Here is a 14,435-nt window from a genome sequence, read left to right as displayed (position 1 = left end):
GCCAAATTCCCCAACAAAATTGACAGTACCAGACGATGGTGATACGTATATTCACAGACGTATTCTATATCGAACCGAATCGTTCAGCAGGGAGGTACTCGATGGCTGCGCTCGTTGGAACCCTGACATCAGTCGGGAATTATTTTGATGTGAATTGGTCGCTCCTCTTCGCCCGCCAACCGGAACCGGACTTGGAATTCACGGAAGAAGAACTCGATCAAACCACCACCACGAGAGCAACCGGCCCGCTGAACCCTCACAAAAAATCAGGCGGCGGTCGCCCGATCCTCTGGCTACTGCTCCTGGCTCTCATCGGCGGCGGTGCCTATATCGCCACCATGGAACCTGAGCTCATGACCGAATGGCTGAGCCCGTACCTGGGGGAAAGCACGCCACCCCCGGTGGCCATGAACCCAAAGCCAGCACCCATGACACCATCGGTACCAGCACCACAAGCGACTCCCAATCCAAGCGATGTGACGCCGGTGCCTGCGCCAGCCCCATCAGCCTCGATCCCCACTGCTGTTGCCCCCCCGGCGGTCCCGGCCATGACGCCGCCTCAAGCCGCCGTGAAACCAACTGCACCAGCCATGACTGTATCCGCTCCGCTGTTCAGCGAGGGCCAGAAAGTCACGACCACGATGGACGAAACGGCTCCCGGGGGAAGCAGTCCGCTGTTCGCCGACGCATCAGGCAGCAAGCCAGGGCCGGTCGTTCGTTTTGGCGCGACCCTGACGGTCCTCGACGGCGATCTACAACCCAGCGGCTGGATGTACCAGGTGCGCACAGATGAAGGGGCGAAGGGTTGGGTATCGGAGAAGCGCCTCCGCCTGAAGTTCTAATCCTTCTATTCCTCCGGTCCAAACTGGCTGCCAAGCCTGGCACATTCTCGACTGTTCAGTTGGTCTTCCTGTGCTATAATTCGCCAGTTTTAGCAGGATGCTGAAAAAAACCGCCAGCGGCGTTTTCGCGGTATTTTTATTTTTCACCGAGTTTTTCCACAGCCTGCTCAATCTCGTGGGCATGCCAATATTTTCGAACAACCCTCATGAACACACTCTCCGCTATCATCTTTGATTTTGATGGAGTCATCGCAGACACCGAACCCCTCCATTTCGCCGGTTTCCGCCAGACGCTCGCTGAAATCGGCATCGGCCTGACCGAGTCCGACTACTACGCCAACTACCTGGGCTACGACGATCGAGGCTGCTTTCTCGCGGCACTCACCGCACATCAACGCCCCACCGATCTCGCGACCATCACGGCATTGATGCAACGGAAAGCCCAGGCCTATCTGGAATCGGTGAAGGGACATCTGGTCATTTTCCCGGGAGTACGTGAATTGGTGCAGGAAGCCGCAGCGACGTATCCCTTAGCCATTGCATCCGGCGCCCTCCGCCATGAGATCGAATTCATCCTCGAACAGGCCGGGCTGCGCAAAGAGTTTCTCCACATCACCGGCGCCGAAGACGTCACCAAGGGGAAACCCGATCCCGAGCCGTTTCTCCATGCCCTCGACGCCTTGAATCGACAACGCCCGAAGCAGACCATCGCCCCGGAATCTTGTTTGGTCATCGAGGATTCCATCCCCGGCCTGCGCGGCGCGAAAACAGCCGGGATGAAGGTCCTCGCCGTGGCGAACACGCACACGATCCAAGATCTGCATGAAGCCCATGCCATAACCCCGAGTCTCACACAGATTCGACTCAGCGAACTCCGTGAGCGGTTATGGCCCGTCCCATAAGAACCGAGTGATATGAGAATCTGTTCGCTGCTGCCCAGTGCTACCGAAGTGATCGCCGCGCTCGGCCTGAGCGAGGAGTTAGTTGGAATCAGTCATGAGTGCGACTACCCGCCATCGGTCGGGAACGTGCCCATCATGGTTGAGCCGATAATCCCTCCTCATGGGCTGACCAGCGCTGAGATCGATCGACAAGTCGCGCAGCTCGTGGCCTCCGGCCAGCGGCTCTATCGGCTCAACCATGACCGCTTGTGCGACTCGCGCCCCGATCTGATCCTCTCCCAAGACCTCTGTCATGTCTGTGCCGTCACGCCGGATCAACTGCAGGAGGCCCTGCGAGCCATGCCTCACCAACCGACCGTCCTGACATTGAACCCCGGTACGGTCCACGATGTCATCGATGATGTCGTGCGGATCGGCGACGCGGCAGGCCGCTCGGCAGAGGGCCATCGTCTCGCCGCGCAGTTACGCGAGCGACTCGAAGCCGTTCGCACTCGCGTCCAAGGCCTCTCGCATCGCCCGCGCGTGGTCTGTATCGAATGGCTCTCTCCCTTGTACGTCGCAGGTCATTGGGTTCCTGAGATGGTTCAACTTGCAGGCGGACAGGATGTCCTAGCGCAGCCTGGCACCCCTTCGCGCGTGGTGACGTGGGACGATATCGTCGCCGCGTCCCCGGACGTACTCATCGTCATGCCCTGCGGCTTCTCAATTGAACGGACACGTACGGAACTATCCCAGCTCATGCAGCAACCTGGTCAATGGCCCATCCCCTCAAAACTGAGAGAGCATACATTCCTGGTTGATGCCTCCTCGTATTTTAGCCGGCCTGGCCCGCGCCTGATTGACGGGATTGAACTGTTGGCCGCCATCCTCCATCCATCAGACCAATACCCCATGCACGATTCCATGGCCAGTCGCCTGGAGCCACAACCTCAGCACTAATGCCATGACCATACTCTCCTCGACCGACGCGCAAGCCTACTGCACCACGCTCACCAAGAAGAGCGGGAGTAATTTCTACTATTCATTCCTCTTCCTCCCACGAGCCAGGCGCGCGGCGATGTACACGGTCTATGCCTTCTGCAAGGAAGTCGATAACGCGGTCGATGAGCCTCCGGCAGACAGCAAACCCGAGGCCGAGCTCCAACGGTGGTGGAACGAGCTGGAGGCGGCCTATCAAGGCACACCGACCTTCCCGGTCACCATCAGCCTGGCCACCCATGTCAGACAGCTATCGATCCCACAGGCCTATTTCGAGGAGCTGATTAAGGGCGTGGGCATGGACCTCTCGGCGGCACGATACGCGTCGTTTCAAGATCTCTCGCTCTACTGCTATCGCGTCGCATCGGTGGTCGGACTCATCTGCCTGCATATTTTCGGGCCGACCTCAGCCAGGGCCCAAGACTACGCCGTCGCTCTCGGCATGGCGTTCCAACTGACGAACATCCTGCGGGACATCGAAACCGATGCAGCCCAGGGCCGCATCTACCTGCCACAGGAAGACCTGATAAAATTCGGATGCACCGAGCAGATGATTCTACAACGGAAGGAGAATCCCGCGCTCCACGCGTTGCTCTCCTTCGAGGCCGCACGGGCCCATGAGTACTACGCCAAGGCACAAGCCGCGTTCGAATCCCTGCCAGCGCATGACCGGAGCGCGCTGACCGTCTCGGAAATCATGCGTGCGGTCTATTTCCGCATCCTGAAAAAAATCGAGGAACCGGGCCATCAGATTTTCGGCCCTCGCGTCCGCCTCTCAACCAATCATCGGCTGGCCCTTGCCGCCGGAGTCTGGCTCCGCGCAAAATTCTCGTGACGCCCACGCATGCTCAGTCCGTCGTAATTCTTGGTGGAGGTCCAGCCGGGCTCACCGCCGCCTACCGGCTCATTCAACATGGATATCGAGTCACGATCGTCGACCCTCTACCACTCGTGGCGGATGCCCCCGCTGATACGCCTCTGTACGACGGTTCTGAACCGCTCACAGTCCTCGGGTGCCATCACGCAACACAGGCCTTACTACGCTCCCTCCATGCCAATCTCCAGCAGCCGATAGGGCTCCATATCCCTCTAGAATTTCGCCTCAACGAGAGCACCATTGCCCGTTATCCGCGTGCCTGGCTCCCCGCCCCCCTTCATACCTGGGTTAGCCTACTAAGGTTTACAGGCCTCCCCTGGAAGGAACGATGGCGATTAGTATCCCGATTGGAACGGCTGTGGGAGGACAATGAGCGCCTGCCTGCCGACCTGGAACAGCGCACCGCCGAGGAATGGCTGGCGTCAATCGGACAAAGCGCACAGACTTGCCGTATCGTCTGGAATCCTCTCGCGCGCTGGCTGACGGGCAATGCACTCACTGCATTGTCCGCGGATGCCTTCATCACATCGCTGCGGCCTCTGTTCATGAGCACTCGTCACGATAACCGCATCTCGATTGTCCAGGACTCGCTGCAGACCTGCCTGATCCAACCCATCACTGAGGGACTGACGACGGGCGGGGCGACCATCTTACGCAAGACCGACTCGGCACAGTTCAGGTATGAGCGAGATCGCATCACAGGCGTCCTCTTGAAAAATGGGTCACTGCTGCAGGCCGATTGGTATATCGCCGCCCTGCCCCCGCAGCAACTCACACCGTTACTTCCGGAGCGATGGCTGACCCTCTATGCCTACTTCCAGCAGCTTGGGGAACTGGGTTCGCAAGACGGCACACTCTTGCATCTGCAAGCCGAGCAACCCTGCGCCACCCCTCGCCTCATCCTCTTAGGCGATACCCCGTTTCACTCGCTACTCATCACAGCGGCAACGCCTGACCGCACAGACTTCTCCCTGATCTCAACCGACCATCAACTTGCGCAGACTCGACCGGACTCCAACCTAGAAAGCCTCATCCCTGACATGCTCAGATCGTTGGGACTTCTCCGACCCGGATGCAGGCTCGGGCCGATCCGCCGCCGCACGATACCCAACGCCACCCTCTCACTCAGGCCCGGCACGAAATTGCATCGGCCCATTCAACGGAGTCCGATCGCCAACTTGCTCGTGGCTGGGGCCTGGACCGATACAGGATGGCCGCCCAACCTGGAAAGCGCGATTGTCAGTGGCAACCATTGCGCCGATGCCATCGCTGGCCAATAGGTCCGCTTGACGATGGCACTATCCAATGGTAGGTCTTTGAGTATGGGACAACTGTTGATGAAACCCGCCTTGCTAGTAGCCATTGCGCTGATCTGTACCGGATGTGCGCCAGGTTCCTTTGAGCGTGGAGACAATCCCCAAGGGCTAAGTCAGCGAGATCTGGAACGGGATTATATGGAGTGCGAGTACAAGGCGAGACTGGCGAACGAAAACCAGTTCTACAACCAACGCACCCCCTTTCCCTTCGGCTCAGGCCCCCAAAGCCCCGCCGACCATGCCCGCGCCCTGCACGGGATCTCGACCATCAATGCCATGCGCGATACCTGCCTGGCTGCCAAAGGCTACCGAGTCGAGTAGACGGATGGTGAAAAAGGCCTCCGGCTTCGTTCTCGCACCGTTCAGACCCTCAACGGGGACCCGGCCGCCTCACCACTCGGCGGCGCGCACAAACGTGGTACTCCTTATTCGTCGCACCGTGCGCCCCAGAGGGTACGGCCTCGGGCCTTCACTCGCTGCGGCCTCGCCGGAAGACCTTTTTGACCATCCTCACAAAACGTTCCAACTTCATCGCTCTTCACATAGTACTCACACTGTTCTGATGGCACGTGGCACCATTCATGCTGCCGCTTCTGGCTTACATTGACATCATTGGCTCAGCTTCCTAAGATATTGCCCACCTTCTTGATGGTTCTATTCAACCATGAGCACGACACCCCTTCAGGATCTTACGAAATCTCTCCATAATTGCCAGCTGTGCAAACTGGCGACACTCGGCCGGAGCCAGGTCGTGTTTGGTGTGGGAAATCCGCATGCGAGCGTCATGTTTGTGGGAGAAGCGCCTGGCTTTAACGAAGACCGGCAGGGGGAACCATTTGTCGGAGCGGCAGGAAAACTCTTAAACGACTTGCTGCAATCAGCAGGCTTGTCACGGAGCGACATCTACATCGCGAACGTGATCAAGTGCCGCCCCCCGAACAACCGCGACCCGGAGCCGGATGAAGTCGAGACGTGCAAACCGTTTCTGCTGCAACAGATTGCCATGATCCATCCTACACTCGTCTGCACGTTGGGAAATTGGGCGACACAAACCTTGCTGGAACGGAAGGTAGGGATTACCAAGGTTCGCGGGCAGGCGTTCTACATGAAAGACTTTGTGCTCTTCCCCCTGCTGCATCCAGCCGCGGCCTTACACCAAGGCAGCATGCTCGAACCGCTTCGTGAAGACTTCAAAAAACTCAGAGAGTTTCTGGACCGGAATACCAAACCAGCCGAACCCACTACAGCGACACCCATTGCTGCACCCACGCTGGACATCGAACCGCCTCAACAGACCCAGATGGATCTGTTCGGATAGTTGGGCCGCCTGCGAAAGACTTATTAGTTCCGTAGCACTGCGCTGGGCAGCCTTCCTGACGCAATGACCGCTATCGGCCAAGTGCGGCCATTCAAAAACTCGCTGCGATTGACCACCCCTCTGCCAAAGCAGACATTGTTGTCTTCAGGGGCACAAAGTCTGTTCAGATGCTCCAAGCGGTCAAACACCCACCTTTAGGGCTGAGTTCTGCTGGAAAATTTGGGGCGACTCAGTCCTTCAGCGGATCGCCGCACAGATATTCCGAACGTGGCCGCGCAACCAGCGATGCGCGTGATCGGCATCCAGCCGCGGGTGCCAGAGCAATGAAACCGTGAATTCTGGCATGGAGACCGGAAGGGGGAAGCTATGCATTCCGGCGCGCAAATTTCCGGTGTGGCGTTCGGCCACACTGGCGATCAGGTCTGAGGCGCGAGCCAGGCCCAGCGAGGTGGAAAAGCCACCGACGATCGTGACGATGTCCCGCTCCAGCCCTAACGCCTTCAATGCTTCATCAATCGGTTCCCAGGCGAGCCCCTCCCGCGAGACGCAGATGTGTCGGCCTGACGCATAACGGGAGGGCGTGATCTTTCCCTTGCTCAGCGGGTGCCCTTTTCGCACGACGCCAATGTAACGGTCTCGGAACAATGCCTGTACACGCAGCTCCGGAGCCGTCGTCTTCTCCACAACCCCTGTTTCCAGATCGACGGTCCCGTCGCGAAGCGGCGCGCTGTCTTTGTTTGGCTTCTGCACGAAGCGCAGCCGCACGCCGGGAGCCTCCTTGCCGACGCGCGCAATGAGGTCCGGTCCGAAGTTCTCCACAAAGCCTTCGCTGGTTCGCAGCGTGAACATTCGAACTATCTGCTTGAGATTGAGCTTCTCGACAGGTCGCAGGACCGCTTCTCCGTCCTGCACGAGCTGACTGACTCGCTCACGGAGTTCGAGCGCGCGTGGCGTGGGAACGAGACCCCGTCCGGCCCTGACCAGTAAAGGATCGCCCGTCGTCTCGCGTAATCGCGCCAGCGCCCGGCTCATTGCCGACGAGCTGAGCCGCAATCGTTGGGCCGCACGCGTCACGTTGCCTTCCGCGAGCAACACATCAAGGGTGACAAGTAAATTGAAGTCGGGTCGCGCCATGGATCCATTATGTCGAGATATGGCGTCAAACGCAATGACACTATGCAATCAGTGCGTCTTCCGCCATGTGTGTACGTTACTTATACTTCGCCTATCGATTGAACAGGGTCCATCCACGACGAGCTGAAAGGAAAAACATGGCTAAGAATTCGCTGGAAAAGTTCATTGAGAGGGTTAGGCAGATTTGGGGACCTCTTACCTCCGAAGTGGTCGCAGGTTGCCGCCAGCAGTTGGAGGAGCTCGTCCAAGCGCCCTCCACGGAGGAATGGTTGGCGGCACTGCACCGGGACGCTCCGGCCTACAACGAACTGTATCGGGATCCGGCACACGGGTTCGTGCTGTTGGCCCACACGGAACATACAGGGCTCTACAGGCCACCCCATGATCACGGCAGAGGGTGGGTCATCTATGCGATTCAGCAAGGCGAAATCGAGATGGGAACCTATGCTCGAATCGAGGCCCCGAACGGTAGCGTCAAACTCGTGAAAAGGGATTCTACGTTGGTACGACCCGGACAGGTTCAGGTGTATCTACCCGGAGATACTCACGACACACGGTGCATTTCCGGGGCCGCACTGTTATTCGGCTTTACAGAGAGAGATTTGCAGAAGGAGGACAAAGAAGAACACAGAGTGACGAGGTATGTTGAGCGGGACGGCATCTGGACCTTAGGGGCGCCATGACCATGGCCTTAAGCCAAGCCATAGGACGCCGTGTGGCGCCGATATTCAGCGCTTTGCATGTGCCTTCCTCCATGACCCGCGGATCGACATCGCCCGCTCGCGCTGATGACCACAAGGAAATGCGATCCACGGGGCATACCGATGATGCAATGTCGGGGCTGGGCGAGCCAAGACGCAAGGTTGCGATCGCCTCCGTGCTGGCTGCCATGGTGCTCGTGGTGCTGGACGCGGCCATTGCAAACGTCGCTCTGCCGACGATTGCGCGATCGCTGCATGTGACGCCAGCCATGTCGGTCTGGGTCATCACCGCCTACCAGACCGCCCTCTTGATGGCCCTGCTGCCCTGCGCTGCGCTCGGGGAAAGCTTGGGCTATCGCCGGGTTTTCACTGTGGGGGTCGCGCTGTTCACTGGAGCGTCCGTGTTGTGCGCATTGTCACCGTCCCTGCCTTGGCTCGTCGCGGCCCGCTTCCTCCAGGGGCTCGGGGGCGCCGCCGTCATGGCGCTCGGCGTCGCGCTGCTGCGCGTCGTGGTTCCACATCGGCGGCTCGGCACCGCTATCGGCTGGAACGCCCTTGCCGTGGCGCTGTCGTCTGCCGCCGGTCCGGCGATCGGCGCGGCAGTCCTATCAGCCGCAAACTGGCCCTGGCTCTTCGTCGTCAACCTACCCTTGGGTGTGTTGGTGCTACTCGCCACCCGCGCGCTACCGGCTGTCGACGGGACGGCACGTCGGCTTGACCTGTTCAGTGTCGCGTTGAATGCCGGAGCCTTTGCGTCATTGGTCATTGGCGCGGAACTGCTTCCAACCAGACCGGCGCTGGCTGCCGTCCTGTTCGCCGCAGCAGCCCTTGAGATGGTGGCGCTGGCTCAGCGTGAAATGCCGAAGGAGGCACCACTGATCCCGCTCGACTTGCTCCGCGCCGATTCATTCCGCTTTTCGGTGATCGCCTCGGCTTGTTGTTTTGCTGGGCAGACCGCGGGCATGGTTGCGCTACCTTTTTACCTGCAGCACGAGCTTGGGCAGGACATGTTGATAGCCGGGCTTTATATGACGGCCTGGCCGTTGACCGTGGCTATCGCCGCCCCGTTCGCCAGCCGTCTCGCGGACCGCGTGTCGACAGCCTGGCTTAGTGCCGTGGGCGGTTTGTGTCTCGCGACTGGGCTCGGGGCCACCGCACTGTGGCCGCTGAAGGGCGACCCGCTGCTGCTCGTGCCGCTTACCATGCTGTGTGGCCTCGGTTTCGGCCTCTTTAATGTGGCCAACAACCGCACCATGTTCCTCTCGGCACCAAACGAGCGGAGTGGCGCCGCGGGAGGTATGCAGGGCACCGCCCGGTTGTTTGGGCAAACCGCTGGTGCGGTGATCATGACCCTGCTCTTCACCCTAACATCCACCGATGCAGCGCCTCAGATTGGTCTTGGGATAGGAGCGGTGTTGACGTTTGTGGCAGGCCTCGTGAGCATGCTGAAGATCAGTCCGATGTCGCCGCGCTAACCGGTATGCGAGTCACGTTCGCAGTCGCGGCGATTCTGATCGTCGTCACGCTCGCCATCCCGGTTGGAACTTACCGCCGCACATTGCGCAATCGGACACTTGCTCTGGGAGTGGTGAGTTAATTCGGATTTCATATATGCAGGCATCGTAATTCGTGAGGAGAGCACCGGCTTTAGAGTGCCAGCAGACCCTCAAGTCAAAAGTAGCGTATGTCTACTTTTGGTCGCAACCAGCCAATACAGTGCGCAATCAAATGCCGCATAACAAAGCGTTGCAGGGGACGCGCAGCCCGCTCCCAGCGGGTGGCACAGACTGTTCGACGCTCCGTTCGACCAATGGTCGGAACGGAGCTAGTTTCTGTGCCAAGCATGACTGAGCGTGAAGGCGAGCCAGCGGGGTGCTGGCAAGAGCGGAAGCGGCAGCGGGCGGCGGTCTGGGAGCGGGACAGGCACCGCCGAAGACGGCTGAGCCAGTCCCCTTGGGCTCAATTTATTTTTCAAAGTCGATTGGGAGGATCGTGGCCGCCGCTGACCGGATGAATCGGGACCCAACTTGCCGAGCATGATGCCCCCTTCTCCCCAACGCCGCCCGTTGCTGCTGACGCGTGCATCAGCGCCACTGCTGAGTCTCGCCATAGCGCAGTCGCGCGGCACGCTTCCAGCGGGTGGCACAGACTGTTCGACGCTCCGTTCGACCATTGGTCGTAACGAAGCTAGTTTCTGTGCCAAGCGTGACTGAGCGTGAAGGCGAGCCAGCAGGGCGCTGGCAAGAGCGGAAGCAGCAGCGGGCGGCCCATCCTGTACTGTTCGAGGCTCGGCGAGTTTACAGGCTTCGAGCGAGCAAGGCGTAGTTGGGTGATTCAGGAGGTCTTGCGGCGGCACGCATCCTCCCGATCGGCAATCCTAGGCTTTTGCTTTCATCTCAGCTGAGGACTCTGAATCGGCGGCTTCGCCACCTTCTTCTTCGACCGGTTGTTCTTCTTCCGGCACATCGAACCAGGACACGACCATCTCGTCCCACCAGGCTTCATCGATCTCTTTCCCTGGATCGGTGCCAAGAAACGAAACTTCATCCTTCGTGACCTCTGGACCAACCAGCTGAGGCTGAAACTTCGCTCGGTCGATAATCTCTTTCGTCGCATATCCTCCGATGATCCAGGAGTCCGGATCGGCGCGGCGCGACTTGTAGGCCTTGAGCTCGATCTTGAGATACATGAAGATCTGATGTTGTACGGGATCTCCGACACCGGATTGCGGCAGCCCCAAGGTCTTCTCGATCTTCTTACGCCAATGTCGATCGTCATAGCGCGACGTAATCAACTGGAGCATCGTCTTTCCAAGTTCGGCATCAAGCGGCATGGTGCGTGGTTCCTTTAGTCACTCTTTCAGGCGACCGGTTGTATGACAATTCATCGTCCATAGGTGGCGGTGAGGGAAGCTTTGCCTAACGCATTCTGATTCAGATAGTACCCCACCATCGCGCCGGACGCCTCTTTCTTGAGCGGGAGCTGATCCACTTTCAACGCATAGACCGTAACAATATATCGATGGGGCTTATCACCTTGCGGTGGGCAGGGACCGCCGTACCCAGGCTGACCGAAATCGGTGATACTCTGAACCGCGCCCTGTGGCGCGTTGCTGCCGTCCAATTGGCCTGCACCAGCCGGGAGGGAGGTGATGCCGGGAGGAATGTTGAAGACCACCCAATGCCACCAACCGCTTCCCGTCGGAGCGTCAGGATCATAGACCGTCAGGGCAAAACTCTTGGTATCCTTCGGCGCCTGCTCCCACTTCAGTTCCGGCGACACATTACGGCCGGTGCAACCGAAGCCGTTAAAGACATGTTCGTTGCCGATATTGCCCTGCTCTTTGATTGTGGGGCTCATCACGCGAAAGTCTGCGGCGAAGGTTGACGCCGGAAACATCAGCAGCACCATCAAGGCCCATATGTGGTTCATCATACTCCGGCCTCCTTGCCCTCAACTGCCGGCGATCGTCATGTCACCGATCTTGATCGTCGGACTGGCAATACGTCCACGGAACACGAGATCGTTACCGATCATCTCGATGCCTGCGAACATCTCTTGCAATTTACCCGCAATCGTAATCTCTTCGACAGGGTACGCCAACTCGCCTCCCTCGATCCAAAACCCGGCCGCACCCCGTGAATAATCGCCGGTCACCATATTGATACCAAACCCGATGAGATCCGTGACATAGAGCCCCTGCTTCACCGTCTTGATAATGTCTTGCGCCGACTTCGTCCCGGGCGCGAGATAAAAGTTCGTCGGACCGACCGACGGACTTTCACCGACGCTGCGGGAGGCGTTGCCGGTCGACGCCATACCAAGCTTCCGTCCGGAATAGGTATCGAGCAAGTAGCTCTTCAAGACCCCTCGCTCCACCACAATCGTCTTTCTGGTCGGGAGGCCTTCGCCGTCGAACGGCCGAGAGCCCAGTCCTCCGACCACGCGCCCGTCGTCATAGACCGTCACATACTCAGGGGCCAGCGGTTTGTCCAGTTGCCCTGCCAGAAACGACGCCCCTTTATAGAGCGAGTATCCGGACACCGCGCTGCAGAGATTTCCCAAGAGACTTCCGGCCATCTCCGCATCGAAAATGACAGGCGCCCGCTGGGTCGCCACCTTCCTCGCCCCGAGTTTTCTGACCGTCCGCCGCGCTGCTTCCAATCCCACCGCTTCCGGGGAATCCAGATTGGCAAACTTCCGCTGCACGGCATGCCAGGAGTCTCGCTGCATGGCCCCGGTCTCCGGATCGGTCGCGACAGGCGATGCCGCTATTGAAAAACTGGAACTCTGATACTCGCCCAGGAAGCCATGACTGTTGCCCAAGACCACGCGCCCGGAGGAGGAATCGAAGTCGCCCCCTTCAGAGTTCGTCACGCGCTCGTCCGAAGACATGGCGGCAGCCTCTACCCGCTTCGCTAAATCGATCTGCTGCTCCGTGTTGAGCCTGGTTGAATCGTACAGATCTAAATCCGGCCGCTCCCCTGCCATCTGATCCGCAGCCGGCAACCCGGATACCGGATCTTCCACGACGGCCTTTGCTAAAACACAGGTTTCGGCCACGAGTTGATTCAAAGAGTCCGCTGAAAAATCCGACGTCGAGGTACTGGCAGAACGATTCCCGACAAAGACACGTAGCCCGAGATGCTTCTCCCTTGCTTTCGTGAGACGATCGACGGCGCCCAGCCGGACTTGCACGGAAAATGTTTCACCGTCGGCAATAATGATGTCCGCTTCCGTCGCGCCACTCGCCTTTGCCTTCGCCAACAGATCCATGGCGAGTTGGCGATACCCTTCGCGTTGCTGCATTGGCTGGTTCATCGCTGCGTCCCGCCCACAGTAATTTCATCGATTCGAATGGTCGGCAGACCGACACCTACCGGAACGGACTGCCCTTCCTTGCCACATGTGCCGATGCCCTCGTCGAGCGTGAGATCGTGCCCGACCATCGAGACCTTGGTGAGAATATCCGGTCCGCTGCCGATCAATGTCGCGCCTTTAACCGGTCGCGTAATCTTCCCACCTTCGATCAAGTAGGCTTCGCTGGCTGAAAACACGAACTTACCGTTGGTGATGTCCACCTGCCCGCCACCGAACGACACGGCATAGAGGCCGCGATCGACCGAGCGAATGATGTCCTCAGGAGCCGACGTCCCGGCTAACATGAACGTATTGGTCATTCGCGGCAAGACCACGCTTTGATAACTCTCGCGCCGTCCGTTGCCGGTCAGAGGGATGCCCATCAACCGCGCATTGAGTTTATCGGTGATATAGCCGCGCAAGATCCCGTTCTCAATGAGTACCGTGCGACCGGTCGGAGTCCCTTCATCGTCCATGTTGAGCGAGCCCCGGCGGTCCGGCAGGGTTCCATCATCGACAATCGTGCAGATATCGGAGGCCACTCGTTTGCCCAGGAGATTCGAAAATGCTGATGTCTTCTTGCGATTGAAGTCCGCCTCCAGCCCATGGCCGATGGCTTCGTGTAACAGAATCCCCGGCCAACCTCCCCCCAACACGACCGGCATGACACCGGCCGGCGCCTCAATCGCAGACAGGTTGAGAATCGCTGCACGAGCCGCTTCACGCGCAAACCGCAGATGCCGATCACCCTCGTGGTAGAACTCGAATCCGACACGCCCCCCTCCGCCGAACGAACCGGCTTGGCGTTGCCCGTTCTCTTCGGCGATACAGGTAACTTGCAACCGTGACAGCGGCTGGACATCTCCGATCAACGTGCCATCGGAGGTGGCAACCACGACCACCTTATATTCCGTGTTAAACGCGGCCATCACATTCTTGATCCGCGGGTCATAGCGGCGCGCCTCGGCATCGATGGCATTCAAGAGGGACACGCGATCCGCCGTCGCCACTTCAGCCCGGGCCCGTTCAACCGGGTAAAGGTCTCGTGTTGGACGTTGGCGGACAGGCACTGAAATCGCCAGATCCTCGCTTGGCGAATTGGCAATGTAGCGCGCCGTATCGGCTGCCAACTCGAGATCCTTCTTCGTCAGTTCATCGGAATAGGCAAAACCCGTTTTCTCCCCTGCCGTCGCTCGCACCCCCACACCCTGCGACACATTCTTCGTCGCACGTTTGACGAGGGACTCTTCCATCGAGACGGACTCGGAGACACACGACTCAAAATACAGGTCGGCATAGTCGACATCACGGACTTTGACCCGTCCGAGCGCCGAGAATACTTCACTTTCGGTCAGACCAAAGGAGGCTAATTGAACAAGTTCACCCATGGTGTGAGAATCCTCATGACGATTGGCATGCGAATGGACGCTGGAGTATAGCTGATTCATTTCTGCAGGCGCAATGCAAGATCGTCCAACTCATCGCTTTTACAGGACTTTTACGAAAA

The 14,435-nt window shown here is 58.9% G+C and carries 14 protein-coding genes; 9 read left to right on the top strand and 5 right to left on the bottom strand.

Annotated elements, in window-relative coordinates; all coding sequences use genetic code 11:
- Positions 1-101 precede the first annotated feature (101 nt).
- The 7 genes from Q8N00_16680 (at position 102) to Q8N00_16650 (ending at position 6,233) form a co-directional block, all read left to right on the top strand.
- Positions 102-842, top strand: a complete 741-nt coding sequence (locus Q8N00_16680) for a hypothetical protein (GenBank protein ID MDP2384420.1) — start codon at positions 102-104, stop codon at positions 840-842.
- Positions 843-1,048: 206 nt separating this feature from the next.
- Positions 1,049-1,744 carry an HAD family phosphatase gene (locus Q8N00_16675; GenBank protein ID MDP2384419.1) on the top strand — a complete coding sequence of 232 codons (696 nt, stop codon included), beginning with the start codon at positions 1,049-1,051 and terminating at the stop codon, positions 1,742-1,744.
- Between the two features lie 12 nt (positions 1,745-1,756).
- The gene (locus tag Q8N00_16670; protein ID MDP2384418.1) at positions 1,757-2,683 is read left to right on the top strand and encodes a cobalamin-binding protein; all 927 of its coding nucleotides are present in this window, start codon (positions 1,757-1,759) and stop codon (positions 2,681-2,683) included.
- 4 nt (positions 2,684-2,687) lie between these two features.
- A complete protein-coding gene (gene hpnD / locus Q8N00_16665; GenBank protein MDP2384417.1) occupies positions 2,688-3,557 on the top strand; it encodes a presqualene diphosphate synthase HpnD in 870 nt (289 codons plus the stop codon).
- On the top strand, positions 3,554-4,879 hold the full coding sequence (locus Q8N00_16660) for an FAD-dependent oxidoreductase (protein MDP2384416.1): 1,326 nt from the start codon (positions 3,554-3,556) through the stop codon (positions 4,877-4,879). The genes hpnD and Q8N00_16660 overlap by 4 nt, the downstream gene beginning before the upstream one ends.
- 42 nt (positions 4,880-4,921) lie before the next feature.
- Positions 4,922-5,236, top strand: a complete 315-nt coding sequence (locus Q8N00_16655; GenBank protein ID MDP2384415.1) for a hypothetical protein — start codon at positions 4,922-4,924, stop codon at positions 5,234-5,236.
- Between the two features lie 343 nt (positions 5,237-5,579).
- On the top strand, positions 5,580-6,233 hold the full coding sequence (locus Q8N00_16650) for a uracil-DNA glycosylase (GenBank protein ID MDP2384414.1): 654 nt from the start codon (positions 5,580-5,582) through the stop codon (positions 6,231-6,233).
- A gap of 237 nt (positions 6,234-6,470) precedes the next feature.
- Here the strand turns inward: Q8N00_16650 and Q8N00_16645 are convergent, their stop codons facing one another.
- Positions 6,471-7,367, bottom strand: coding sequence for a LysR family transcriptional regulator (locus Q8N00_16645; protein ID MDP2384413.1), 897 nt, complete (start codon positions 7,365-7,367; stop codon positions 6,471-6,473).
- Positions 7,368-7,504: 137 nt separating this feature from the next.
- On the opposite strand from Q8N00_16645, the gene Q8N00_16640 reads away from it, so the two are divergent.
- Together Q8N00_16640 and Q8N00_16635 are read left to right on the top strand one after the other, a co-directional pair.
- Positions 7,505-8,050 (top strand): hypothetical protein, encoded by a 546-nt coding sequence (locus Q8N00_16640; GenBank protein MDP2384412.1) that lies wholly within the window; start codon positions 7,505-7,507, stop codon positions 8,048-8,050.
- Positions 8,047-9,543 (top strand): MFS transporter, encoded by a 1,497-nt coding sequence (locus Q8N00_16635; GenBank protein MDP2384411.1) that lies wholly within the window; start codon positions 8,047-8,049, stop codon positions 9,541-9,543. The genes Q8N00_16640 and Q8N00_16635 overlap by 4 nt, the downstream gene beginning before the upstream one ends.
- Before the next feature lie 902 nt (positions 9,544-10,445).
- Here the strand turns inward: Q8N00_16635 and Q8N00_16630 are convergent.
- From Q8N00_16630 to tldD, 4 genes are read right to left on the bottom strand one after another with little or no spacing between them, the layout of a single operon-like run.
- Positions 10,446-10,901, bottom strand: a complete 456-nt coding sequence (locus Q8N00_16630) for a hypothetical protein (protein ID MDP2384410.1) — start codon at positions 10,899-10,901, stop codon at positions 10,446-10,448.
- Between the two features lie 50 nt (positions 10,902-10,951).
- Positions 10,952-11,503, bottom strand: a complete 552-nt coding sequence (locus Q8N00_16625) for a YbhB/YbcL family Raf kinase inhibitor-like protein (GenBank protein ID MDP2384409.1) — start codon at positions 11,501-11,503, stop codon at positions 10,952-10,954.
- A gap of 18 nt (positions 11,504-11,521) precedes the next feature.
- A complete protein-coding gene (locus Q8N00_16620; GenBank protein ID MDP2384408.1) occupies positions 11,522-12,889 on the bottom strand; it encodes a metallopeptidase TldD-related protein in 1,368 nt (455 codons plus the stop codon).
- Entirely contained in the window at positions 12,886-14,316 is a 1,431-nt protein-coding gene (gene tldD, locus Q8N00_16615; protein MDP2384407.1) for a metalloprotease TldD, read from the bottom strand. Before tldD ends, Q8N00_16620 begins: the two co-directional genes overlap by 4 nt.
- Between the last annotated feature and the right edge of the window lie 119 nt (positions 14,317-14,435).

The organism is Nitrospirota bacterium, assembly GCA_030684575.1.
GTDB lineage: Bacteria > Nitrospirota > Nitrospiria > Nitrospirales > Nitrospiraceae > Palsa-1315.
Note: the sequence above shows the minus strand (reverse complement) of the source record. Positions and strands in the feature narration are given on the sequence as shown.

What these genes read in the sequence shown, in the direction of transcription:
- Q8N00_16655 (MDP2384415.1), top strand. Translation starts at nt 4,922, where the DNA reads ATGGGACAACTGTTGATGAAACCCGCCTTGCTAGTAGCCATTGCGCTG.
- Q8N00_16680 (MDP2384420.1), top strand. Translation starts at nt 102, where the DNA reads ATGGCTGCGCTCGTTGGAACCCTGACATCAGTCGGGAATTATTTTGAT.
- Q8N00_16650 (MDP2384414.1), top strand. Translation starts at nt 5,580, where the DNA reads ATGAGCACGACACCCCTTCAGGATCTTACGAAATCTCTCCATAATTGC.
- Q8N00_16645 (MDP2384413.1), bottom strand. Translation starts at nt 7,367, where the DNA reads ATGGCGCGACCCGACTTCAATTTACTTGTCACCCTTGATGTGTTGCTC.
- Q8N00_16630 (MDP2384410.1), bottom strand. Translation starts at nt 10,901, where the DNA reads ATGCCGCTTGATGCCGAACTTGGAAAGACGATGCTCCAGTTGATTACG.
- Q8N00_16635 (MDP2384411.1), top strand. Translation starts at nt 8,047, where the DNA reads ATGACCATGGCCTTAAGCCAAGCCATAGGACGCCGTGTGGCGCCGATA.
- Q8N00_16640 (MDP2384412.1), top strand. Translation starts at nt 7,505, where the DNA reads ATGGCTAAGAATTCGCTGGAAAAGTTCATTGAGAGGGTTAGGCAGATT.
- Q8N00_16675 (MDP2384419.1), top strand. Translation starts at nt 1,049, where the DNA reads ATGAACACACTCTCCGCTATCATCTTTGATTTTGATGGAGTCATCGCA.
- Q8N00_16620 (MDP2384408.1), bottom strand. Translation starts at nt 12,889, where the DNA reads ATGAACCAGCCAATGCAGCAACGCGAAGGGTATCGCCAACTCGCCATG.
- tldD (MDP2384407.1), bottom strand. Translation starts at nt 14,316, where the DNA reads ATGGGTGAACTTGTTCAATTAGCCTCCTTTGGTCTGACCGAAAGTGAA.
- Q8N00_16670 (MDP2384418.1), top strand. Translation starts at nt 1,757, where the DNA reads ATGAGAATCTGTTCGCTGCTGCCCAGTGCTACCGAAGTGATCGCCGCG.
- Q8N00_16625 (MDP2384409.1), bottom strand. Translation starts at nt 11,503, where the DNA reads ATGATGAACCACATATGGGCCTTGATGGTGCTGCTGATGTTTCCGGCG.
- hpnD (MDP2384417.1), top strand. Translation starts at nt 2,688, where the DNA reads ATGACCATACTCTCCTCGACCGACGCGCAAGCCTACTGCACCACGCTC.